Source organism: Streptomyces sp. URMC 129 (assembly GCF_051386415.1).
GTDB lineage: Bacteria > Actinomycetota > Actinomycetes > Streptomycetales > Streptomycetaceae > Streptomyces.
Genome location: NZ_JBPQTQ010000055.1, coordinates 1 through 21748 on the forward strand (window position 1 = coordinate 1; position 21748 = coordinate 21748).

Annotated in this window: 22 protein-coding genes; 3 read left to right on the plus strand and 19 right to left on the minus strand. The window is 73.3% G+C overall.

Annotated features, from left to right (window positions below; all coding sequences use genetic code 11):
• Positions 1–65: 65 nt before the first annotated feature.
• From ACSNOC_RS13680 to ACSNOC_RS13735, 12 genes are all read right to left on the minus strand, one after another.
• On the minus strand, positions 66–2591 hold the full coding sequence (locus tag ACSNOC_RS13680) for an ATP-dependent Clp protease ATP-binding subunit (protein ID WP_436747660.1): 2526 nt from the start codon (positions 2589–2591) through the stop codon (positions 66–68).
• 552 nt (positions 2592–3143) lie between these two features.
• A complete protein-coding gene (locus ACSNOC_RS13685; RefSeq protein WP_436747661.1) occupies positions 3144–3494 on the minus strand; it encodes a histone-like nucleoid-structuring protein Lsr2 in 351 nt (116 codons plus the stop codon).
• A gap of 165 nt (positions 3495–3659) precedes the next feature.
• Entirely contained in the window at positions 3660–4178 is a 519-nt protein-coding gene (locus ACSNOC_RS13690; RefSeq protein WP_436747662.1) for an amino-acid N-acetyltransferase, read from the minus strand.
• 10 nt (positions 4179–4188) lie between these two features.
• Positions 4189–4599: a BlaI/MecI/CopY family transcriptional regulator gene (locus ACSNOC_RS13695; RefSeq protein WP_436747663.1), complete on the minus strand. Its 411-nt coding sequence runs from the start codon at positions 4597–4599 to the stop codon at positions 4189–4191.
• 105 nt (positions 4600–4704) lie between these two features.
• The gene (locus ACSNOC_RS13700; protein ID WP_436747664.1) at positions 4705–4908 is read right to left on the minus strand and encodes a hypothetical protein; all 204 of its coding nucleotides are present in this window, start codon (positions 4906–4908) and stop codon (positions 4705–4707) included.
• A gap of 347 nt (positions 4909–5255) precedes the next feature.
• Entirely contained in the window at positions 5256–6053 is a 798-nt protein-coding gene (locus ACSNOC_RS13705; protein ID WP_436747665.1) for a type III pantothenate kinase, read from the minus strand.
• Positions 6054–6055: 2 nt separating this feature from the next.
• Positions 6056–7099 (minus strand): carboxylating nicotinate-nucleotide diphosphorylase, encoded by a 1044-nt coding sequence (gene nadC / locus ACSNOC_RS13710; protein ID WP_436747695.1) that lies wholly within the window; start codon positions 7097–7099, stop codon positions 6056–6058.
• A 23-nt stretch (positions 7100–7122) separates the two neighbouring features.
• Positions 7123–8850 carry an L-aspartate oxidase gene (locus ACSNOC_RS13715; protein WP_436747666.1) on the minus strand — a complete coding sequence of 576 codons (1728 nt, stop codon included), beginning with the start codon at positions 8848–8850 and terminating at the stop codon, positions 7123–7125.
• Positions 8847–9710, minus strand: coding sequence for a pantoate--beta-alanine ligase (gene panC / locus ACSNOC_RS13720; protein ID WP_436747667.1), 864 nt, complete (start codon positions 9708–9710; stop codon positions 8847–8849). Before panC ends, ACSNOC_RS13715 begins: the two co-directional genes overlap by 4 nt.
• Positions 9707–10648: a Rossmann-like and DUF2520 domain-containing protein gene (locus ACSNOC_RS13725; protein ID WP_436747668.1), complete on the minus strand. Its 942-nt coding sequence runs from the start codon at positions 10646–10648 to the stop codon at positions 9707–9709. Before ACSNOC_RS13725 ends, panC begins: the two co-directional genes overlap by 4 nt.
• Before the next feature lie 97 nt (positions 10649–10745).
• On the minus strand, positions 10746–11423 hold the full coding sequence (locus ACSNOC_RS13730; RefSeq protein ID WP_436747669.1) for a response regulator: 678 nt from the start codon (positions 11421–11423) through the stop codon (positions 10746–10748).
• Positions 11424–11440: 17 nt separating this feature from the next.
• Positions 11441–12652, minus strand: a complete 1212-nt coding sequence (locus ACSNOC_RS13735) for a sensor histidine kinase (protein WP_436747670.1) — start codon at positions 12650–12652, stop codon at positions 11441–11443.
• Between the two features lie 86 nt (positions 12653–12738).
• Between ACSNOC_RS13735 and ACSNOC_RS13740 the strand changes: the two genes are divergently transcribed.
• Complete coding sequence (locus ACSNOC_RS13740) at positions 12739–13737, plus strand: SAM-dependent methyltransferase (RefSeq protein ID WP_436747671.1); 999 nt, start codon at positions 12739–12741, stop codon at positions 13735–13737.
• 38 nt (positions 13738–13775) lie between these two features.
• Here the strand turns inward: ACSNOC_RS13740 and ACSNOC_RS13745 are convergent, their stop codons facing one another.
• Positions 13776–14927 carry an NADH-quinone oxidoreductase subunit D gene (locus tag ACSNOC_RS13745; protein ID WP_436747672.1) on the minus strand — a complete coding sequence of 384 codons (1152 nt, stop codon included), beginning with the start codon at positions 14925–14927 and terminating at the stop codon, positions 13776–13778.
• A gap of 65 nt (positions 14928–14992) precedes the next feature.
• On the opposite strand from ACSNOC_RS13745, the gene ACSNOC_RS13750 reads away from it, so the two are divergent.
• Both ACSNOC_RS13750 and ACSNOC_RS13755 read left to right on the plus strand, forming a co-directional pair.
• Positions 14993–15520 (plus strand): PH domain-containing protein, encoded by a 528-nt coding sequence (locus ACSNOC_RS13750; RefSeq protein WP_436747673.1) that lies wholly within the window; start codon positions 14993–14995, stop codon positions 15518–15520.
• Between the two features lie 5 nt (positions 15521–15525).
• Positions 15526–16866 carry a PH domain-containing protein gene (locus ACSNOC_RS13755; protein ID WP_436747674.1) on the plus strand — a complete coding sequence of 447 codons (1341 nt, stop codon included), beginning with the start codon at positions 15526–15528 and terminating at the stop codon, positions 16864–16866.
• Between the two features lies 1 nt (position 16867).
• Here ACSNOC_RS13755 and ACSNOC_RS13760 read toward each other — a convergent pair whose 3' ends face one another.
• The 6 genes from ACSNOC_RS13760 to ACSNOC_RS13785 are packed head-to-tail and all read right to left on the minus strand — an operon-like array spanning position 16868 to position 21657.
• A complete protein-coding gene (locus ACSNOC_RS13760; protein WP_436747675.1) occupies positions 16868–17215 on the minus strand; it encodes a hypothetical protein in 348 nt (115 codons plus the stop codon).
• A gap of 3 nt (positions 17216–17218) precedes the next feature.
• The gene (locus ACSNOC_RS13765; RefSeq protein ID WP_436747676.1) at positions 17219–17830 is read right to left on the minus strand and encodes a hypothetical protein; all 612 of its coding nucleotides are present in this window, start codon (positions 17828–17830) and stop codon (positions 17219–17221) included.
• An 11-nt stretch (positions 17831–17841) separates the two neighbouring features.
• Positions 17842–19161, minus strand: a complete 1320-nt coding sequence (locus ACSNOC_RS13770; RefSeq protein ID WP_436747677.1) for a hypothetical protein — start codon at positions 19159–19161, stop codon at positions 17842–17844.
• Positions 19158–20669, minus strand: a complete 1512-nt coding sequence (locus ACSNOC_RS13775) for a putative T7SS-secreted protein (RefSeq protein ID WP_436747678.1) — start codon at positions 20667–20669, stop codon at positions 19158–19160. Before ACSNOC_RS13775 ends, ACSNOC_RS13770 begins: the two co-directional genes overlap by 4 nt.
• A complete protein-coding gene (locus tag ACSNOC_RS13780; RefSeq protein WP_436747679.1) occupies positions 20669–20956 on the minus strand; it encodes a hypothetical protein in 288 nt (95 codons plus the stop codon). The genes ACSNOC_RS13775 and ACSNOC_RS13780 overlap by 1 nt, the downstream gene beginning before the upstream one ends.
• A gap of 44 nt (positions 20957–21000) precedes the next feature.
• Positions 21001–21657 (minus strand): hypothetical protein, encoded by a 657-nt coding sequence (locus ACSNOC_RS13785; protein ID WP_436747680.1) that lies wholly within the window; start codon positions 21655–21657, stop codon positions 21001–21003.
• Positions 21658–21748: the final 91 nt, after the last annotated feature.

The following is a 21748-nucleotide window of genomic DNA, read 5'->3' on the forward strand; positions in this document are numbered from 1 at the left end:
GAGCACGCCTACGCCCCCGTGCCCCTGGAATCAGGGTCACGGGGGCGTCGCCGCGTATCAGCCGATCACTCGCCCTTGGACAGGTTCGGGCCGCCCTTGGCCGCCTGCTCCACCAGCGGAGCGTCCGGCAGGGAGGACTTCTCCTCACCCCGGAAGGTGAAGACCTGGTCCTTGCCCTCGCCCTCCGTCTCCACGACCACGATGTGGCCGGGGCGCAGCTCGCCGAACAGGATCTTCTCGGACAGGATGTCCTCGATGTCCCGCTGGATGGTCCTGCGCAGCGGCCGGGCGCCGAGCACCGGGTCGTAGCCGCGCTTCGCCAGGAGCTGCTTGGCCTCGGTGCTGAGCTCGATGCCCATGTCCCGGTCCTTCAGCCGGTCGTCCACCTGCGCGATCATCAGGTCGACGATCTTGATGATGTCGTCCTGCGTGAGCTGGTGGAAGACCACCGTGTCGTCGACACGGTTGAGGAACTCGGGCCGGAAGTGCTGCTTCAGCTCGTCGTTGACCTTGGCCTTCATGCGCTCGTACCCGGTGGTCACGTCGCCGGCCACCGCGAAGCCCATGTTGAAGCCCTTGGAGATGTCCCGGGTGCCGAGGTTCGTCGTCATGATGATGACGGTGTTCTTGAAGTCCACGACCCGGCCCTGGGAGTCGGTCAGACGACCGTCCTCCAGGATCTGCAGCAGCGAGTTGAAGATGTCCGGGTGGGCCTTCTCGACCTCGTCGAACAGCACCACCGAGAACGGCTTCCGGCGCACCTTCTCCGTGAGCTGGCCGCCCTCCTCGTACCCGACGTAGCCGGGCGGGGAGCCGAACAGCCGGGAGACGGTGTGCTTCTCGCCGAACTCCGACATGTCGAGGGAGATCAGCGCGTCCTCGTCGCCGAAGAGGAACTCCGCCAGCGTCTTGGACAGCTCGGTCTTACCGACGCCGGACGGGCCGGCGAAGATGAACGAGCCACCGGGGCGCTTCGGGTCCTTCAGACCGGCCCGGGTCCGCCGGATGGCCTGGGAGAGCGCCTTGATGGCGTCCTCCTGGCCGATGACGCGCTTGTGCAGCTCGTCCTCCATGCGGAGCAGGCGCGAGGACTCCTCCTCGGTGAGCTTGAAGACCGGGATGCCGGTGGAAGCGGCCAGGACCTCGGCGATGAGCTCCTCGTCCACCTCCGCCACGACGTCCATGTCGCCGGACTTCCACTCCTTCTCCCGCTGCGCCTTCGCGGCCAGGAGCTGCTTCTCGTTGTCGCGCAGCGACGCGGCCTTCTCGAAGTCCTGCGAGTCGATCGCGGACTCCTTCTCGCGGCGCACGCCGGCGATCTTCTCGTCGAACTCGCGCAGGTCCGGCGGAGCGGTCATCCGGCGGATGCGCATCCGGGAGCCGGCCTCGTCGATGAGGTCGATGGCCTTGTCCGGCAGGAACCGGTCCGAGATGTACCGGTCCGCGAGCTGGGCCGCGGCCACCAGCGCGGAGTCGGTGATGGAGACGCGGTGGTGCGCCTCGTACCGGTCGCGCAGACCCTTCAGGATCTCGATCGTGTGCGGCAGGGACGGCTCGGCGACCTGGATCGGCTGGAAGCGGCGCTCCAGGGCCGCGTCCTTCTCCAGGTACTTGCGGTACTCGTCCAGCGTGGTGGCGCCGATGGTCTGCAGCTCACCGCGGGCCAGCATCGGCTTCAGGATGCTGGCGGCGTCGATCGCCCCCTCGGCGGCGCCCGCGCCCACCAGCGTGTGCAGCTCGTCGATGAACAGGATGATGTCGCCGCGGGTGCGGATCTCCTTCAGCACCTTCTTCAGGCGCTCCTCGAAGTCACCGCGGTACCGGGAGCCGGCGACCAGGGCGCCGAGGTCCAGGGTGTAGAGGTGCTTGTCCTTGAGGGTCTCGGGCACCTCGCCCTTGACGATGGCCTGCGCCAGTCCCTCGACGACGGCCGTCTTGCCGACGCCGGGCTCGCCGATCAGTACCGGGTTGTTCTTGGTCCGGCGTGAGAGCACCTGCATGACCCGCTCGATCTCCTTCTCGCGCCCGATGACCGGGTCGAGCTTGGATTCGCGGGCCGCCTGGGTGAGGTTGCGGCCGAACTGGTCCAGCACCAGGGAGGTCGACGGGGTCCCCTCGGCGGGGGCGCCCGCGGTGGCGGCCTCCTTGCCACCGGAGTAACCGGACAGCAGCTGGATGACCTGCTGCCGCACCCGGTTCAGATCGGCACCCAGCTTGACCAGGACCTGGGCGGCGACGCCCTCGCCCTCGCGGATCAGGCCGAGCAGGATGTGCTCGGTGCCGATGTAGTTGTGGCCGAGCTGGAGGGCCTCGCGGAGCGAGAGCTCCAGCACCTTCTTGGCCCGGGGGGTGAAGGGGATGTGCCCGGACGGGGCCTGCTGACCCTGGCCGATGATCTCCTCGACCTGCTGGCGGACCGCCTCAAGCGAGATCCCGAGGCTCTCCAGGGCCTTAGCGGCGACACCCTCACCCTCGTGGATCAGGCCCAGGAGGATGTGCTCGGTGCCGATGTAGTTGTGGTTGAGCATCCGGGCTTCTTCCTGAGCCAGGACGACAACCCGCCGCGCGCGGTCGGTGAACCTCTCGAACATCGTTAATCGCTCCTCAGAGCGGTCAGGCAGTAAAGGGGTCGGTCCCCTCCCTGTCCTTCCGCAGCTTAGTCCCGCAACGGGGGACCGCTCATTCCAACTGTCTACTCCTGTCCCCGGCGGCGTGCCCCGAACAGGCGACAACAGTTCCAACCCGATGGTGCGAGACGATGTTCCCGCAGGCCAGGCACCAGCACTCCGGATGACTACGCCGTTGGCGAACGCCGCCGTGCGACACACCCGGACCCACCGCTACCGCCCCCTCTTCCATGAGTGGCCCATCGTCCGTTATGAACTGCCTACCCCTCCAGGCTGACACTCCATGCCGCGTCAGCCACGGACATCCGCTACAGGCGAACGCGAACACCTGGCGCGGTCGGATGCAGACACCGCGTAACTCTTCCGTACCGGAGCGGATCGCTCACGGCATGACACTCGCGATTCGGCCCCGGGCACACCTCGGGGGGCCGCCCCTGGGTGCGGCCCCCCGGACACGGGACGCGGCCTGTCTGGCCCGCCCCGTCGCGCCGGACGCGGCCCGGCCGGTGCGCGACTTCAGACGCCTGCCTTCTCGTAGGCCTCACGAATGTTGGCGGGAACACGGCCCCGGTCATTGACCTCGTATCCGTTTTCCTTCGCCCAGGCGCGGATTTTCGCGGTGTCCTGGCCCGCGGCGCCACCGGCGGCCGGAGCCGCGGGCGTGCGGGTGCGACCGCGCGCGGCGCGCGTGCCACCGGCGCGCCGGCCGGCCTTGACATAGGGCTCAAGAGCCTCACGGAGCCTGTCCGCGTTTTCGGAGTTGAGGTCGATCTCGTAAGTCTTGCCGTCGAGCGCGAACGTTACGGTCTCGTCCGCCTCGCCACCGCTGAGGTCATCGAGGAGAAGGACCTGAACCTTCTGTGCCACGGGGCTACTCCTCATTCATGTCGCCGAATACCACTGCTGTTGTACTGCGGATGTAATCAAACCGCTATTGCCGGGAAAACACAAACCCCGGACGCGGGATTACTGGGCATCCGATAAGACACGGCAGGACGATTCGGACATAACGGCCGATGCCCTCGCGGGGAATCAGAGATGCAGGAGCATCCTGCTGTTACCCAATGTGTTGGGCTTGACCCGTTCCAGCCCCAGGAACTCGGCTACTCCCTCGTCATAGGAACGCAGCAGCTCGCTGTAGACATCGCCGTCGACCGGGGTGTCCCCGATCTCCCGGAAGCCGTGCCGGGCGAAGAACTCGACTTCGAAGGTGAGACAGAAAATGCGCCGGACACCGAGCCACCGGGCGGTCTGGAGCAACTTCTCCAGCACCCGGTGCCCCACGCCCTGCCCCTTCAGCAGCGGATCGACGGCGAGCGTGCGCACCTCGGCCAGGTCTTCCCACATCACGTGGAGTGCGCCGCAGGCCACTACCCGGGCGTCGTGGTCCCGCTCCGCCACCCAGAACTCCTGAATGTCCTCGTAAAGCGTCACCGTCGCCTTGTCGAGCAGGAACCCGTCGCGCGAGTAGACATCGATCAGGCGGCGCACCGCGCGGACATCCGTGGTCCTGGCACGGCGGACAGTGACTTCCGTTGAGGTTTCCGACACAACGCGGAGGCTATCGCTGTGCGGCTTCGCCTTCGCCTTCGGGGGCGGCGACGTGTACTCCGGCGACATCCACCACCCGCAGGGCGTCGCGCAATGCCTCGGTCTGCTCGGCGGACATCATCCCGAAGAAAGCGACCAGCGCCGCCGCCGCGTTGTCGCTCTCGGACCACGCGTCATTCATCAAAGCCGCCGAGTACGCGGCCCGTGTGGAGACGGCCTCATAGCGATAGGCCCGGCCCTCCTGCTCACGGCGGACCCAGCCCTTCTGGTGGAGGTTGTCCAGGACGGTCATCACCGTCGTATAGGCGATCGAACGCTCACGGCGCAGATCTTCGAGAACTTCCCGCACGGTGACGGGACGGTTCCACTCCCATACGCGGCTCATCACCGCGTCTTCCAGTTCTCCCAAAGGCCGTGGCACAGGAGGAAGAATAGCCGCGTGGCGACAAAACGGGCGTGTGTGACGTTTGCGGCCACGCGGCGGCGAAGGGAACGAACCGAACGGAAGGGGGGAGCGAGAGGGGCGTCAGGAGCGGCGGGCGGCCGGCTCCTCGGCGTCCCCGGCGGCACGGGGGGCGGCCTGCGCCGCCCGCGCGGCGAGCGCCGCGTCGACGGCGGCGTCCTCCTTGTACTTGTTGCTGCCGCCCTGGGATCGCACGATGGTCACGATCAGCCAGGTGAAGGCGACGGCCATCACGGTGGGCGGGAAGAGTGCGGCGACGTAGTCCACAGCGGTCGGCCTCCTTGGACGTGCTCGGGTGAGCCTCCGACAGACTACCGACCGCTCTGGGCGGGATTCTCCCCCCGCCCCTCGCTCTCCTCCTCGGGCCCCTGCCGTGGCGTCGCGGGCGGCGCGGCGGGCGCGGCCGGGCGCTTGCGGCGCGGCGGGAAGACCTCCGCCGGGGTCGGCACGGGGCGGCGCGGCCGCTGTTCGGCGTTCTGGTCCCCGTCACCGCCTGGGGTGGGGGAACCCTGGGAACCGTTGGACGTAACCATAAACCGACATTAAGTGCTAAACAGACAAACCGCCCGCCATTGCACCGGTGACGGCGTGTTCCCCCGGCGCGTCCCCGCCGGTCAGGAGCGGGAGACGTTCCGCTCGTAGACCAGCCGCAGCCCGACCAGGGTCAGCCAGGGCTCGTGCTCGTCGATCACCGTCGACTCGCGGAGCACCATCGGCGCCAGCCCGCCCGTCGCGATCACCGTCACGTCGTCCGGGTCGTCGGCCAGCTCGCGCGACATGCGCTCGACCATGCCGTCCACCTGCCCGGCGAAGCCGTACAGGATGCCGGACTGCATCGACTCCACCGTGTTCTTGCCGATGACGTGGCGTGGCCGGGCCAGCTCCACCTTGCGCAACTGGGCGCCGCGCAGGCCCAGGGCCTCCACGGAGATCTCGATGCCGGGCGCGATCGCCCCGCCCGCGTACTCGCCGCGCGCGGAGACCGCGTCGTAGGTGGTGGCCGTGCCGAAGTCCACGACGATGCAGGGGCCCCCGTACAGCTCGACCGCCGCCACCGCGTTGATGATGCGGTCGGCACCGACCTCCTTGGGGTTGTCGGTGAGGATCGGCACCCCCGTCTTCACGCCCGGCTCGACCAGCACGGCCGGGATGTCGCCGTAGTACCGGCGGGTCACCTCGCGCAGCTCGTGCAGCACGGAGGGGACCGTGGAGCAGATGGCGATGCCGTCGATGCCGTCGCCCAGCTCCTCGCCGAGCAGCGGGTGCATGCCCATCAGGCCCTGCAGCAGCACGGCCAGCTCGTCGGCGGTGCGGCGGGCCTCGGTGGAGATGCGCCAGTGCTCCACGATCTCCTCGCCGTCGAAGAGGCCGAGGACCGTGTGGGTGTTGCCGACGTCGATAGTGAGCAGCATGGTCAGTCGCGCCTCTCGGGGCGGAGGTCGAGCCCGATGTCGAGGATCGGGGACGAGTGGGTGAGCGCGCCGACCGCCAGGTAGTCGACCCCGGTCTCGGCGTAGGCGCGCGCGGTGTCCAGGGTGAGGCGGCCGGACGACTCCAGGACCGCGCGGCCGGCCACGAGCGCCACGGCCCGCCTGGTCTCGTCGGGCGTGAAGTTGTCCAGCAGGATCAGGTCGGCGCCCTCGGCGAGGACGGCCTCGATCTGGTCCAGGCGGTCCACCTCGACCTCCACCGGGACGCCGGGGAACTCCTCGCGGACCTTGCGGAACGCCGCCGCGACGCCACCGGCCGCGATCACGTGGTTGTCCTTGACCAGGGCGGCGTCCGACAGGGACATGCGGTGGTTGACGCCGCCGCCGCAGCGGACGGCGTACTTCTCCAGCGCCCGCAGGCCCGGAGTCGTCTTGCGGGTGTCGCGCACCCGGGCGCGGGTGCCCTCCAGCGCGTCGGCCCAGGCGCGGGTGGCGGTGGCGATGCCGGAGAGGCGGCACAGCAGGTTGAGGGCGCCGCGCTCTCCGGTGAGCAGGTCGCGGGTGCGGGTGGTGACCGACAGCAGGACCTGGCCGGGCTCGACGCGGTCGCCGTCCGCGACGTGCCGCTCCACCTCGAACTCGTCGGTGCAGACGATCGACAGCACCGCCTCCGCGATGTGCAGCCCGGCGACGGTCCCCGCCTGGCGGGCCACGAAGTCGCCGGTGGCCACCGACTCCTCCGGCACGGTGGCCACGGTGGTCACGTCCACGCCGTTGTCCAGGTCCTCCTCGACCGCCAGGTGCGCGATGTCCTCGACCTGCACCGGATCCAGCCCACCGGCCGCCAGCAGGGCGGCGAGGTCGGGGTCGAGGCCGCACTCCAGCGGGTCGTGGCCGGCCGCGAACTCCTCGCCGCCGCAGCCGCAGCCCTCGGCTCCCCCGCACGCGGGAGGTGCTCCCGGACCACCTGCCGGTTCGGCCTCGCCCGGCCTGCTGCCGATGGGCAGCAGGGTGAGCTCTACGGGCATCGCCCTGGGGAAATCGGGGCTGGTCACGGCTGTCGGCACTCCTCGGTGGCGTCCGCGTCCGTCGGCGGGAACGCGGTGGTCTCGGTGGTGGCGGCGTACAGGGTCGAGCCCTCGTCCCCCGGTCGCAGGGTGAGGACGAGGTGGCGCCGCCAGTGGGCATCGTCCCGCTCCTGGTGGTCCTCGCGCCAGTGACAGCCACGCGTCTCCGCGCGGTGCCCGGCGGCGGCGGCCAGGACCCGGGCGACCAGATGCAGATTAGCCGTCTCCCAGGAGTCCGCGCCCGGCTCGGCGGACTTCCGGTCGTCGTCCGCGGCCAGGGCGTCGAGGGCGCGGGCGGCGGCGGCCAGGCTGCGGGCGGAGCGCAGCACTCCGGCGCCCTCGGTCATCACGCGCTGGATCGTGGCCCGCGCCTCCGGCGGCAGCAGGCCGGGCCCGGCCGCGGCGGGGGCGGCGGGCGGGACCGGGGCGCCCCGGCGCGGGTCGTCGGCGAGGACGGCCGCCGCGATGCGCTCGGCGAAGACGAGCCCTTCGAGCAGCGAGTTGGACGCCAGGCGGTTGGCGCCGTGGACGCCGGTGCAGGCGGTCTCGCCGCAGGCGTACAGGCCGGGCACCGTGCTGCGGCCGGACAGGTCGGTGCGGACGCCGCCGGAGGCGTAGTGCGCGGCCGGGGCGACGGGGATCGGCCCGGTCACCGGGTCGATGCCGTGCGCGCGACAGGCGGCGAGGATGGTCGGGAAGCGGCGCTCCCACATCGCGGCGCCGAAGTGCCGGGCGTCGAGGAACATGTGCGCGGCGCCTCGTTCGCGCATGCGCCGGGTGATGGCCTTGGCGACGATGTCGCGCGGCGCCAGCTCGGCCAGCTCGTGCCGCCCGAGCATGAACCGCGTGCCGTCCGCGTCCACCAGGTGCGCGCCCTCGCCGCGCACCGCCTCCGAGATCAGCGGCTGCTGGCCCTCGGCCTCCGGGCCCAGGTAGAGAACGGTCGGGTGGAACTGCACGAACTCCAGGTCCGAGACCTCCGCCCCGGCCCGCAGCGCCAGGGCCACCCCGTCGCCGGTCGAGACGGACGGGTTGGTGGTGGCGGAGAAGATCTGGCCCATGCCGCCGGTGGCGAGCACGACGGCCGGCGCGTGGACGGCGCCCACGCCGTCGTGCCGCCCCTCGCCCATGACGTGCAGCGTCACCCCGGCGGCGCGGCCGGCGGCGTCCTTGAGCAGGTCGAGCGCGAGGGCGTTCTCGACGGTCTCGATCCCGGCCTCCCGCACCGCCGCCACCAGCGCCCGCGAGATCTCGGCGCCGGTCGCGTCACCCCCGGCGTGCGCGATGCGGCGGCGGTGGTGGCCGCCCTCACGGGTCAGCGCGATCCGGCCGTCCGGGTCGGCGTCGAACCGCGCGCCCAGCGCGATCAGCCGCCGCACGGCCGCCGGGCCCTCGGTGACCAGCGCCTCGACGGCGGCCTCGTCGCACAGCCCGGCGCCCGCGACCAGCGTGTCCGCCAGGTGCTGGGCGGGGCTGTCGCCGTCCCCGAGGGCGGCGGCGATGCCGCCCTGGGCCCAGCGGGTGGAGCCGTCGTCCAGCCGCGCCTTGGTGACGATGACGGTCCTGCGGCCCGCGGCGGCGCAGCGCAGGGCGGCGGTCAGGCCCGCTACGCCGGAGCCGACGACGACCACCTCGGCCTCGATGGCCCAGCCGGGCTCGGGCGCGGGCAGCGCGGCGGGGAAGGGGAGGGATATCGCCCCGGGGGTGGTCATGCGGCTGCTCCCAGGGTGAGGCGCGCGTTGTCGATCAGGCGCGTGGTGCCGACGCGGGCGGCGACGGCCAGGATCGCCTCGCCGGTGTGGTCGTCGGGGACCTCGGTGAAGTCCGCCGGGTCGACCAGCGCCAGGTAGTCCAGGACGAGCGGCGGCTCGGCTCCGGCGGCCTCGTCCAGCACGGCACGGGCGGCGGACCGGGCGCCGGCCGCGCCGTCCTGCCCGGCGGCGGCGGCCAGCGCGCGGGACAGCGCGAGGGCGGTGACGCGCTCGGGCGCCGACAGGTACCGGTTGCGGCTGGAGAGGGCGAGGCCGTCTGGCTCGCGGACGGTGGGGACGCCGACGACCTCGACCGGGAAGTCCAGGTCGGTGGTCATGCGCCGGATCAGCGCGAGCTGCTGGGCGTCTTTCTCGCCGTACAGCGCGACGTCGGGCCGGGTGAGGTGCAGCAGCTTGGCGACGACCGTCAGCATGCCGTCGAAGTGCCCGGGGCGGAACGCGCCCTCCAGCACCGCGCCCAGCGGCCCGGCCGCGATCCGCACCCGCGGCTCGCCGCCCGGGTACATCACGGAGTCGGCCGGGGCGAACACGGCGTCGGCGCCGGCCGCCTCCGCCACCGCCACGTCGGCGTCCAGGGTGCGCGGGTAGCGGTCGAAGTCCTCGCCCGCGCCGAACTGCAGCGGGTTGACGTAGACGGTCACCACGACCTGGCCGCCGGGGCCGACGCGCTCCCGGGCCGCCCTGATCAGCGTGGCGTGGCCCTCGTGCAGGGCGCCCATCGTCATCACCACGGCCCGCCGCGCGCCGGGCGCGCGGGGCTCGGGCAGCTCCTCGGCGCGGCGCGCCACCGGCAGGGTCATCGCTCTCCTCCGTCCGTGCCGCGCTCGCCGTCGGCGAGGACGCCCAGCAGCGCCTCCGCCAGCTCCGGCTTCAGCAGCCCGTGGTCCAGGGCCCGGTCCGCGGTGGTGCGGGCCATCGCCAGATACCCCGCCAGGGCGTGCGGGGCGTGCGCGCGCAGCTCCGCGACGTGGGCCGCGACCGTTCCGGCGTCGCCGCGGGCGACCGGGCCGGTCAGGGCGGCGTCGCCGGAGCGCAGCGCGTTGTCCAGGGCGGCGCCCAGCAGCGGGCCGAGCATCCGGTCCGGGGCGGCGACGCCCGCGGTGCGCAGCAGCTCCAGGGCCTGGGCGACGAGGGTGACCAGGTGGTTGGCGCCCAGCGCCAGGGCCGCGTGGTACAGCGGGCGGGCGCTCTCCTCGATCCACTCGGGCTCGCCGCCCATCTCGATGACCAGCGCCTCCGCCGCCATCCGCAGCTCCGCCGGGGCGGTGACGCCGAACGAGCAGCCCGCCAGCCGCTGCACGTCGACGGCGGTGCCGGTGAACGTCATCACCGGGTGCAGCGCCAGCGGCAGCGCCCCGGCCCGCAGCGCGGGCTCCAGGACGCCCGTGCCGTACCGGCCGGAGCAGTGCGCCAGGAGCTGTCCCGGCCGCACCGCGCCGGTCTCGGCCAGCCCGGCGACCAGCCCCGGCAGGGCGTCGTCGGGCACGGTCAGCAGCACCAGGTCGGCGCGGGCCAGCACCTCGTCCGGCGCGACCAGCGGCACCCCGGGCAGCAGCGCCTCGGCGCGGCGGCGCGAGGCGTCGGAGACGCCGGACGCGGCCACCGGGTGGTGGCCCGCGATGCGCAGCGCGGCGGCGAGCGCCGGGCCGACCCGGCCGGCGCCCACGACACCGACGCGCAGCCGGGCGGGGCGGTCGCGCGCCTCGGTGCCCCGGGGCGCGTTGGCGGCGGCGTTCACGACGGCTCGTGCCTCTTTCGGTCAGCGTTCCGGTCCGTTGCTCGGTACCGGACGTCGCTCCATGCTACGGCCGCCCGCCGCCGCCGGGCGTACGGCGTCAGCGCCCGCCGGCCCGCACCAGGCCCGTCTCGTACGCCAGGACGACCGCCTGCACACGGTCCCGGAGGCCCAGCTTGGCGAGGATGCGGCCGACGTGGGTCTTCACCGTGGCCTCCGAGACGAAGAGCCGCTTGGCGATCTCGCCGTTGGACAGGCCCTGCGCGATCAGCATCAGCACCTCCCGCTCCCGGTCGGTGAGCTGGTCGAGCTCCGGGTGGGCCGAGCCCTCCGCGGCGGGCAGCAGCGTCATGAAGCGGTCCAGCAGCCGCCGGGTGGTGGAGGGGGCGACGACGGCGTCGCCGCTGTGCACGGCCCGGATCGCGGCGAGCAGTTCGTCCGGCGGCACGTCTTTGAGCAGGAAACCGGCCGCGCCCGCCTTGAGGCCCGAGAACGCGTACTCGTCGAGGTCGAAGGTGGTCAGGATCAGCACCTTCGGGTCACCGGGCCCGCCGGCGCCCTCCTGGCAGACGCGCCGCGTGGTCTCCACGCCGTCCAGGCGCGGCATGCGCACGTCCATCAGCACGACGTCGACGGCGGTGGACCGCAGCACCTCCAGCGCCTCCACGCCGTCCCCGGCCTCGGCCACCACCTCCATGTCGTCCTGGGCGGCGAGCACCATCTTGAAACCGGTGCGCAGCAGCGCCTGGTCGTCCACGAGCATGACCTTGATCGGCATCGGCGGGTCCCCCTCGGCTAGTCGTTGGCTGCCAGCGGCAGCGTGGCACTGATGCGGAAGCCGCCGCCCGGCCGGGGTCCCGCCTTGAGGACGCCGCCGACCATGCCGACCCGCTCGCGCATCCCGATCAGGCCCTGGCCGAGGCCGTCGGCCCCGCGATCCTGGTACAGCTCGTGCTGCGCCCCCCGGCCGTCGTCCTCGGCGAGGACGGTCAGCGCGTCGGCGCCGTACTCCAGCCTGACCGTGGCGCCGACGTCCGGGCCGCCGTGCTTGCGCGTGTTCGTCAGGGCCTCCTGGACGATCCGGTACGCCGTCAGCTCGACGCCGCTGGGCAGCGGCCTCGGGGTGCCGTCGATGCGGAAGTCCACCGGCAGCCCGGTGTCGCGGACCTGGTCCACCAGGTCGGCGAGCTGCTCGACGCCGGGCTGCGGCACGTAGTCCAGGCCGGTCGCGGCGCCGTCCTCGCTGCGCAGCACGCCCAGCAGGCGGCGCATCTCGGTGAGCGCCTGGCGGCCGGTGCCGGAGATGGTGTGCAGCGCGCTGCGGGTCTGCTCCGGCGCGCTGTCCAGCACGTACGCGGCGCCGTCGGCCTGGACGACCATCACCGAAACGTTGTGCGCGACGACGTCGTGCAGCTCGCGGGCTATGCGGGCGCGCTCGGCCGCGACGGCCATCCGGGCCTGCGTCTCCCGCTCCTGCTCCAGCCGGGCGGCGCGCTCCTCCAGCTCCGCGTAGTACGCCCGGCGGGTGCGCAGCGAGTCCCCGAGGACCCAGGCCAGGCAGAACGCGATGGTGAGGAAGAGCACGTAGATGACGGTCTCGGCCGTGGTCTCGCCGTCGGACCGGCTGGGCCAGCGGAGCGTGGCGATCGTCGGCGCCACCAGGGAGGCGCCCAGCGCCAGCCGGGACGGCCCGCGCTCGGTGCCGGAGGCGACGGTGAAGGTGATGACGAGGAACGCGAAGTTGGAGGGCAGCGGTGTGACGTCGGCGGCGAGCTGGAACAGCCCGCAGGCGATGGCCAGCCCGAGCATCCTGCGGGGGGCCGCGCGGCGGAACGTCACGACGACGGCGTGCGTGAGCGCGGCAGCCATCCCGCCGAACTCCGGGCCGTCGTACCCCGACTCGCCCCGGAGGGCGACGGTCAGGAAGGATGAGACCAGCAATACGAAGGCCCAGGAGCCGTCCACCCACGTGGGGTGACGGCGCAGGAAATCGTAAAGCCTGTTCACGTCACCCAGAGTAGGCACTGTGTGCGGCTGGGGAGTCAACCGGACGGCCGATACGTGAAGGGGTCAACTACTCCTCTAGGTGGACGGTGGGGTGGACACGGACCGTGGACGACGAGGCGGTCGGCTGGCGCGTGGCGGCCGAGCGGGCGCTGTACGGGCCGGGCGGATTCTTCCTGCGCGAGGCCCCGGCCGCGCACTTCCGCACGGCGGTGCACGCCTCGCCGCTCTTCGCGGGCGCGGTGGCCGCGCTTCTGCTGCGGGTGGACGAGGCGCTGGGCCGCCCCGCCGAGCTGGCGTTCACGGACGTCGGCGCGGGCCGGGGCGAGCTGGTCGCGGGGGTGCTGGCCGCGCTGCCGCCGTCCGTCGCGGCGCGGGTGCGGCCCCGCGCGGTGGAGCGGGCTCCGCGCCCGGCCGGTCTCGACCCGCGGATCGAGTGGCGGGCGGAGCCGCCGGAGGGGGCCGAGGGCCTGCTGTTCGCCAACGAGTGGCTGGACAACGTGCCGCTCGACGTCGCCGAGACCGGCGAGGACGGCGTCCCCCGGTACGTCCTGGTGGTCCCGGCCACCGGCGAGGAACGGCTGGGCCCGCCCGTCGCGGGCGCCGACGCGGCGTGGCTGCGCCGCTGGTGGCCGCTGCCCGCCGAGCCGGGGGCGCGGGCGGAGATCGGGCTGCCGCGCGACCGGGCGTGGGCGCGGGCGGTGGACGGCCTGGCCCGGGGCCTGGCCGTCGCCGTGGACTACGCGCACGTCCGCGCGGCCCGGCCGCCGCTGGGCACGCTGACCGGGTACCGGCACGGCCGGGCGGTACCGCCCGTGCCCGACGGGAGCTGCGACCTGACCGCGCACGTGGCGCTGGACGCCTGCGCCGGGCCGGGCGCGGCGCTGCTGCCGCAGCGGGAGGCGCTGCGCGCGCTGGGCGTGACGGGCCGCCGCCCGCCGCTGGAGCTGGCGGCGGCGGACCCGGCGGGGTACGTCCGGGCGCTGGCCGGGGCGGGCGAGGCGGCGGAGCTGACGGACCCGGCGGGGCTGGGCGGCTTCACCTGGCTGGTCCAGCCGGTGGGCATCGGCAGCCCGCTGCCCGGCTGAGCGCTCGCCCCGCCGTCCCCGTACCGGCGTCCGGATGTCTACTTGTCGATGTCGCCGACGATGAAGAAGAACGAGCCGAGGATCGCCACCATGTCGGCCACCAGCGTCCCCGGCAGCAGCTCGCCGAGGACCTGGATGTTGTTGTACGAGGCGGAGCGGAGCTTCAGCCGGTACGGCGTCTTCTCGCCCTTCGACACCAGGTAGTAGCCGTTGAGGCCGAGCGGGTTCTCGGTCCAGGCGTACGTGGCGCCCTCCGGCGCCTTCAGTACCTTCGGCAGCCGCTGGTTGACCGGCCCGGGGGGCAGCCCGGCCAGCCGGTCCAGGCAGGCGTCCGCGAGATCGAGCGCGTTCTCCGTCTGTTCGAACAGCACCTCGACCCGGGCCCGGCAGTCGCCCGCCTGCCGGGTGGAGACGCGCAGCACGTCCGCCAGCTCCCCGTACGCCAGATACGGCTCGTCGCGCCGCAGGTCGAAGTCGACGCCGCTGGCCCGCGCGATGGGCCCCGACACCCCGTAGGCGTGCGCCAGCTCCGGGGTCAGGACGCCGACGCCGGTGGTGCGGGCCCGGAACACCTCGTTGCCCAGCACCAGGTCCGTCAACTGCCGCAGCCGCGTCCGCACCGCCGCCACCGCCTGCCGGGCGCGGCCGGTCCAGCCGGCCGGCAGCTCCTCCTTCAGGCCGCCGACGCGGTTGAACATGTAGTGCATCCGGCCGCCGGAGACCTCCTCCATCACCTGCTGGAGGCTCTCGCGCTCGGTGAAGGAGTAGAAGATCGGCGTGATGCCGCCCAGCTCCAGCGGATAGGAGCCGAGGAACATCAGGTGGTTGAGCACCCGGTTCAGCTCGGCGAGCAGCGTGCGCAGCCACACCGCGCGCTCGGGCACCTCCATGCCGAGCATGCGCTCCACGGCCAGGACGACGCCCAGCTCGTTGGAGAACGCCGACAGCCAGTCGTGCCGGTTGGCCAGCACGATGATCTGCCGGTAGTCGCGTGCCTCGAAGAGCTTCTCCACGCCCCGGTGCATGTACCCCACGACCGGCTCGGCCCGCGAGATGCGCTCCCCGTCCAGGGTCAGCCGCAGCCGCAGGACGCCGTGGGTGGCCGGATGCTGGGGCCCGATGTTCAGCACCATGTCGGTGCTCTCCGCGGCTCCGCCGATGCCGACCGTCGTGTGCGCCGTCTCCGCCATGCGCGTCAGTCTCGCACCTCTTCCGGCCTCTTCCAGCCCCCCGCCCCCGCTCTAAGCTGACGGACATGGACACGGTGGCACAGGGACCGGCACCGGACCCGGGGTCCGGGCCGGACGGCGGGCAGGGCACCGGGGAGGACTGGCGGCCGATGGAGCCGGGGCTGCTGCGCATGCGGCGGCTGCTCCTCGTGCTGTGGCTGGTCCCGCCCGCGCTAGCCGCCGCCGTGCTGCCGCCGCTGCTCGGGGGCGCGGTGTGGGCGCTCCTCGCGGTGCCGCCGGCGGTGGCGCTGCTCGCCGGCTGGCCGGCCCTGAGCCGCAACTGGCGCTCCTGGCGCTATCTCGAACGCGACGACGACCTCCTCATCAGCCGGGGCGTGCTGTGGCGGCAGCTCACGGTCGTGCCGTACGGGCGGATGCAACTGGTCGAGGTCACCTCCGGGCCGCTGGAGCGCCGGTTCGGCCTGGCCCGGCTCCAGCTCCACACCGCGGCGGCGGCCACCGACGCCGCGATCCCCGGCCTGGCCCCGGCCGAGGCGGAGCGGCTGCGCGACCGGCTCACCGAGCTGGGCGAGGCCCGCTCGGCGGGGCTGTGACGGCGATGGCCGACGAGCGGATCCCGGCGGGCGCGGGCAAGCGGCTGCACCCGCTCACCCCGTGGCGCCGCGCCTGGGCGCCACTAGCGGGCTTCTTCGCCGTGGCCGCGCAGAACGCGGAGCAGCTCCGCGCCTGGACCGCCTCGCTGGGCCCGGTCTGGCTGCTCCTGATGCTCGCGGCCGTCCTGGCCGGCGCCTCCGGCTACGGCTGGCTGTCGTGGCGGGTCACCCGGTACCTGGTCACCGACACCGAGCTGCGGATCCGCACCGGGCTGCTGTTCCGGCGCACCGCGCACCTGCGCCTGGACCGCATCCAGTCCGTGGACATCACCCGGCCGCTGCTGGCCAGGGCGCTGGGCGTGGCCAAGCTGAAGATGGACGTGGTGGGCTCGGGCTCGGCGGACGAGCTGGCGTTCCTCGACGAGCGGGAGGCCCGCGCCCTGCGCGCCGAGCTGCTGGCCCGCGCCGCCGGGATCGCGCCCGAGGCGGCGCCCACGGCGGGCGAGGCGCCGGCGCGGGCGCTGTACCGGGTGGAGTCCGCGACGCTGGCGTGGGCGCTGGCGATGCTGGGCAGCGCCTGGGGCTTCCTGCTGGCGGCGCTGGTGGTCGCGCCGGTGCTCTGGGCGGCGACCGGCAGCGTCTTCGCGGCCCTGGTGGTGGTGCTGCCGATGCTGGCGGCGGTCTGGCGGACGAGCCTGGGCAGCTTCCTCACCCAGTACGGGTGGACGGTGAGCGAGTCGCCGGACGGGCTGCGCCTGGACCACGGCCTGCTCCAGCGCGACCACGCCACCGTGCCGCCGGGGCGCGTGCAGTCGGTGCGGATCGTGGAGCCGCTGCTGTGGCGGTCGCGCGGCTGGGTCCGGGTGGAGCTGGAGGTCGCGGGCGCGGGCAACGAGGGCGGCCTGCTGCTCCCGGTCGCGCCGCGCCCGGTGGCCGCCGCGCTGATCGGCCGGATCCTGCCCGCGGTGGACATCGAGAAGGCCATGGCCTCGGTCCGCCCCGCCCCGCGCCGGGCGCGCTGGGCGGTCCCGTTCTGGCGCGTCGGCTACGGCCACGGCGTGACGGACGCGGTGTTCGTGGCCCGCCGGGGCCGGCTGCGGCTGCGGCACACGCTGGTGCCGCACGCGAAGGTGCAGAGCGTGCGGCTGTCGCAGGGCCCGTGGGCCCAGCACTTGCGGCTGGCGAACCTCCACGTCGACCACGGCGCGAACGGCACGGCCACGGCCCGCCTCCAGGACGCCGCCTACGCGGCGGCGGAGATCGCCGCCCAGGCCACCCGCTCCCGCCTGAGCCGCCGCGCCGCCGCCCCGGACCGCTGGCTGACGGGTGGCGACACCGCGCCCTGAGCTACGCCCGGGCCGGGCCCGCCGTCTCGATCAGGTGGAGCAGGGCCTGGGCCGCCGTCTTCACGTCGCCCGTCGTGCCCGCGATCGGGAAGCCGACGTGGCGGCCCCAGCCGGGGGAGACGGTGTACTTGGTGCCGTTCACCGTCACCGCCAGTGTCTTGCCGCCCGTCAGGCGGACCGGCTTCGCCGTGATCTCCGCCAGCGGCGCGCCGGCGATCACCTGGCGGTCGCTGCCGAGCAGGGTGAGGGTGCCCGCGTCGACCACCACGTAGCCGTGCTGGGCCAGCGGGCGCAGGCCCTTGCCGATCTGGACCTGGTCGAAGACGTACTCGGGCTCCTGGCCGGTCACCGTTCAGTCCCTCCTGCTCACGGTCAGGGTGGCGGCCATCTCGTCGGCCGTGTCCACCATCACGTCACCGATGGCCGGGCTGGCCCAGGTGACCGTCATCTCGATCACGCCGTCCGGGTAGCCGGGCGGGATCACGTAGTAGGAGACGTACTCCATCAGCGTCTGGCGGTCGTCGTCCCCGGCCTCGTTGACCACGAGTTCGTGCACCCGGCACGCCGGGCCCGCCGGGAGGTCCACCGTCCGCACGTCCGGCTCCCGGAAGCGGTACGGGCGCGGCGCCCGGGCCAGGACGGTCAGCGTCTCCAGCGTGCGCCGCTCCTCCGGCAGCTCCCAGGGCGCCACGAAGGCGCTGACCGGGACCATCGGCAGCGACCGCGGCGGGGTCTCGGGCACGAAGACGACGACGGGCGAGGCGTTGCGCTCCAGCGCGCCGTCCCGGATCACCTTCAGCTCCTCGTACACGGCCTCCGCGTACGCCTGGTCGTGCTCGCCGCCCCGGTCCGCCACGAGTTGCGCGGCCCGCTCGGCCGCGTCGATCTCGCCCATCTCCAGCTGGATCCACCCGTCGTCGGGATAGTCGAACCCGGCCACCCAGTCCGCTTCCGCTTCAGCCATCGCGCAACTCCTTACACCATCCGGTTCAGCCGGAACGTCCGCCAGCAGGCCCGCACGGCGTACGGCACGCAGCCGATCGCGAACGCCAGGCCGTTGAAGAGGTAGAAGAGGGCGCCGTCGAACCCGGCCCACGCCCCGAAGACGACCTGGAAGCCGGTCAGGAACAGCAGCAGGAACGCCACCCACGCGGGGAACGCGAACGCGTCGGAACGGTAGTCGCGGGCCGTCCAGCGCCGGGCCGTCCGGTCGCCCTCCCCCGCCGTGCGGGAGCGCCGCAGCTCGTGCGGGCGCACCGCGATCCCGGCGGCGTCGGCGAACGCCCGCAGCCGCGCCTGCCCCGGGTCGCCGCCGCACCAGGTGTCCCAGTGCAGGAACGCCTGCACGGCCCGGCGCCCGTCGACCAGCGCGACGCCCCACGGCCGTCCCCGGTCGTTCAGGATCAGCGCCTCCCGGACCCCGAGCACGGGATCGGCCGGGCCGCGCAGCAGGCGCAGGACGTTCTGCGCGGTGCGCAGCTCCAGGTTCTCCCCCACCGCCCGCAGCACCGACCGGTCGCGGAAGGCGCGCGTCACGGGGACCGAGGGGCTGGGCCGCAGCTCGGCCGAGGCGCGTCCGCCGCGCGGGGCGAGGGCGCCCAGCAGGAAGGCCCGCCCGGCCGTCAGCGCCGCGAAGACCAGCGTGGAGCCGGACATCAGCAGTTCCACGGCCCGCTCGGCGCCCGGGCCCGAGCCGAGGCCGCCCACGAAGAACATGACCAGCCAGCACAGGACGAGCTGGGCGATCGCCACCAGCGCGGGCAGCCCGAGGGCGTCCTTCGCGCCGGGCCGCAGGGTGCCCGCGAACGCGGCGGCGGGCGGCGGCGGTTCGCTCGCTTCGCGGACGGGAACGCCGTGCCGGTCCAGCAGGTCCGCGAAGCCGCTCAGCCGCAGGAAGTCGCCGGTCTTCGTGTCGTCCACCGGCACCGACAGGCCGTCCGGATGGGCCAGGGTCAGCGGCGTCGGCCCGACCGGCACCCAGTCGGACACGATGAGGCAGGCCAGGCCCGCGCCCGTGGCGTCGCACAGGTGGAGGCAGCCACCGGCCTTGTTGGGGTTGCCCCGGCCGATGTCGCCCCACCCCGCGTGCCCGGCCGCGTCGCACAGCCGTCCCGTGAGGTGCGCGGCGGACGCCACGCCGCCCGGACCCAGCGCCCAGGAACGGGTGCGGACGCTGGTCCTGACCGTGAGCCGGTCCCCCTCGACGGTGACGCCGGCCCGCCGGAGCACGCCCCAGCGGACCAGCGGGCGCTGCCCGGCGGGCAGCGCCGGCGCCACCGTGGTCACCGCGCTCACCGCGCGGGCACCGGCATGGCCTCGCTCTCCTGGTAGGAGAAGTCACCGGCCGCGACCGCGTCGCCGGGCAGCGGGTTGTCGCCGCCGACCGACAGCGACGGCCAGTTCCAGATCGAGTCCACGCCGTCCTTGAAGATCAGGCCGCCCAGCCCGGACACGGCCCCGGCGCCGCCGGAGCCCCACTGCGCGGCGCTGGCGCCCGCGAAGCCGGAGAACTCGGCGCCGTTCTGCGCGGCCCGGCCCAGCGACAGCGCGTCCGCGGCGGCGCCCGGCGCGCCGAAGAACTGGTGCGCGCCCGCCTGGAGCGCGCCGCCGGGACCGGCGGTGCGGAAGTTCTGCGGAATGTTGCGGAACATCTGGCCGGCGTCCGGCAGCACCTGTCCCCACGGGGCGTCGCGCAGCGACCGGAAGTTCTTGGCGAAGTCCAGGCCGCCGCCGAACGCCTCGCGCCCCCAGCCCAGCAGCCCGGAGGGCCGGGTGAACGCCCGCGCCTCGACGCTGAGTCCGTGCAGCCGCCCGGCGGTGTTGCCGATGATGCCCTCGGCACGCGCGGTCCTGGCGGCCCGGTTGCCGAACTGGGACATGCCGCGCAGGCTGCGGAACGCCTGGAACCGGGTCGACTGCCCGGCCGCCCGCAGCACTCCGCCGGCCGCGCGGCCGATGCCGAAGGTGACGATGCCGACGATGTCGATGAGGGCGCCGAGCCAGTCGCCCTTGAGGATGTTGCCGACCAGCGAGAACACGCTGGCGATCAGGGCGATGGCGCCGAGGATCCCGGCCAGGGCCTGGCCGATGACCGGGATCCACCCGACGAGCAGGGCGAGCACACCCGCGATCGCGGCGACTCTCGCCGCCCATTCCCCGATGGTGATCAGCACGTTCTTCAGCACGTCGAGGACTGTGCCGAGGCGGTCCTTCCAGCCGTCGCTGAGCCCGTCGTCGTCGATGAAGTCCCCGATGGCGTTGGCCGCCGCCTGGGCCGCGTTGTCCTTGGCCGCCACCACCTCGGCCAGCCGCGCCCGGGCCGCGTTGAGCATGTCCTGGGCCTCGCTGAGCTGTTCCTGCGCGCGGTCCAGCCGGCGCTGCGACTCCTCCTGCGCGGCGTCGTCGCCGGCGTCGGTGTCGATGCCGTCGATCTGGCCCTGGTGGGAGGTGATGTCGTTCTGCGCGTTCTGCGCCCGGGTGCGCAGCTCCAGGCTCTCCTCCTGGGCGTCCTGGAGGGCCGGCCAGTACCCGGCGAGCGCGTTGGCGGCGGCGTCGTAACGGCCGTGCGCCTTGAAGATGTTCTCCGACAGCTCGGTGGCCTTCTCGCGGAACGCGTCGCCCGCCCGGCCCTCCCAGCCGTCGCTGGTCTGTGTCGTGTTGTTCAGCAACGTGCGGGCACGCTGGATGGAGTCGGCGGTGCGGCGGTAACGGGCCGCGGCCTCCTTGACCATCTCCCAGTCCCCGGGGACCGGGTCCCGGCCGTCCTCCGTGAGCGGATGCCAGTCCGCCGGCCGGTTCCCCATCAGCCGTCTCCCTCAAGGGCGTTGACGAGCTCGTCCTCGATGCCGTCGAACGCGTCGGCGGCCTGCTTGGCCGTCTCCGCGAAGCTCTGCAGATTCTCCATCAGCGCCCGCCGCTTGTGATGCCAGTTCTCCGCGAAGCGCTCCAGCTCGTCCGCGAGACCGCCGTGGCCGACGTCCTCGGCGTAGTCCGAGGCGATCGACTCCGATCCCTCGAATTCACTGGCTATGAAACGCAGTTGATTGCCGAGCTCACGTACGTCCGCGGGAGTGACCGAAATGTCAGCCATACCTCACGCCCTCCTTACAGCCCTCGTGCTTCTTTCCTTCGGTGCTACGCCCACCGCAGCGATCCGGCGATGGCGTCGAACATCTCCACCTGCGCGTCCGCCAGCTCCGGGATCGGGGTGCTGAACGTCAGCAGCAGCCAGGCCCCCGTGTGGGGCACCGGCAGGTAGAACTCGAGCAGTGTGTTGGGACGCTCCTCCGGCTGGCCCAGTTCCTTCGCGTCCGGGGTCAGCTCCTGGCGGCGGCACCGGACGGCCGGGCCCGAGGGCAGGGCCACCACCGAGACCGCGGCGCCCTCGCCGTACTTGTCGCGGATGCCGTCCGCCAGCATCTCCGGCGGCAACCGCACCGGGTGCTCGGGGTCCTCGGGCTCGGCGGTCACCAGCAGTGTGGCCGGAATCGGCACCCCGACGATGCCCTGGGTCGAGAGGTACAGCTCGACCCCGTCGCGCTGGGCGGCGTCCGCGACGACGGTGCCCAGCAACTCCTTGAGGTCGTGCCGCCGCGCGGCGTCCTGGTCCCGGTTGGGGTAGGTCATGTCGACCAGGGTCTGAACCGCCCTGTTCCGCTTGTCCGTTGACAACAGCGGAATGCGGAACCAGTCGGTGGGCGTGATCACCCGGTAGCTCGACGGCGGCGCGGGCTCCACCGCCGTCCCGTCCTCGGCCGCCTGCCCGGACACCTGCTCGTTCGCGACCGTCACGCCGAACTCCCCCTGCCGCGCAAAGACTCTTTCACGTGAGGGAAGACGGTATCCCGCCATTCGGCGGCGAGGCAACGGACGAAGCGCCCGC

Excerpts from the sequence above, each read along its gene's own strand:
- ACSNOC_RS13680 (WP_436747660.1), bottom strand. The coding sequence starts at position 2,591 with ATGTTCGAGAGGTTCACCGACCGCGCGCGGCGGGTTGTCGTCCTGGCT.
- ACSNOC_RS13705 (WP_436747665.1), bottom strand. The coding sequence starts at position 6,053 with ATGCTGCTCACTATCGACGTCGGCAACACCCACACGGTCCTCGGCCTC.
- nadC (WP_436747695.1), bottom strand. The coding sequence starts at position 7,099 with ATGCCCGTAGAGCTCACCCTGCTGCCCATCGGCAGCAGGCCGGGCGAG.
- ACSNOC_RS13715 (WP_436747666.1), bottom strand. The coding sequence starts at position 8,850 with ATGACCACCCCCGGGGCGATATCCCTCCCCTTCCCCGCCGCGCTGCCC.
- panC (WP_436747667.1), bottom strand. The coding sequence starts at position 9,710 with ATGACCCTGCCGGTGGCGCGCCGCGCCGAGGAGCTGCCCGAGCCCCGC.
- ACSNOC_RS13730 (WP_436747669.1), bottom strand. The coding sequence starts at position 11,423 with ATGCCGATCAAGGTCATGCTCGTGGACGACCAGGCGCTGCTGCGCACC.
- ACSNOC_RS13745 (WP_436747672.1), bottom strand. The coding sequence starts at position 14,927 with ATGGCGGAGACGGCGCACACGACGGTCGGCATCGGCGGAGCCGCGGAG.
- ACSNOC_RS13750 (WP_436747673.1), top strand. The coding sequence starts at position 14,993 with ATGGACACGGTGGCACAGGGACCGGCACCGGACCCGGGGTCCGGGCCG.
- ACSNOC_RS13755 (WP_436747674.1), top strand. The coding sequence starts at position 15,526 with ATGGCCGACGAGCGGATCCCGGCGGGCGCGGGCAAGCGGCTGCACCCG.
- ACSNOC_RS13765 (WP_436747676.1), bottom strand. The coding sequence starts at position 17,830 with ATGGCTGAAGCGGAAGCGGACTGGGTGGCCGGGTTCGACTATCCCGAC.
- ACSNOC_RS13775 (WP_436747678.1), bottom strand. The coding sequence starts at position 20,669 with ATGGGGAACCGGCCGGCGGACTGGCATCCGCTCACGGAGGACGGCCGG.
- ACSNOC_RS13780 (WP_436747679.1), bottom strand. The coding sequence starts at position 20,956 with ATGGCTGACATTTCGGTCACTCCCGCGGACGTACGTGAGCTCGGCAAT.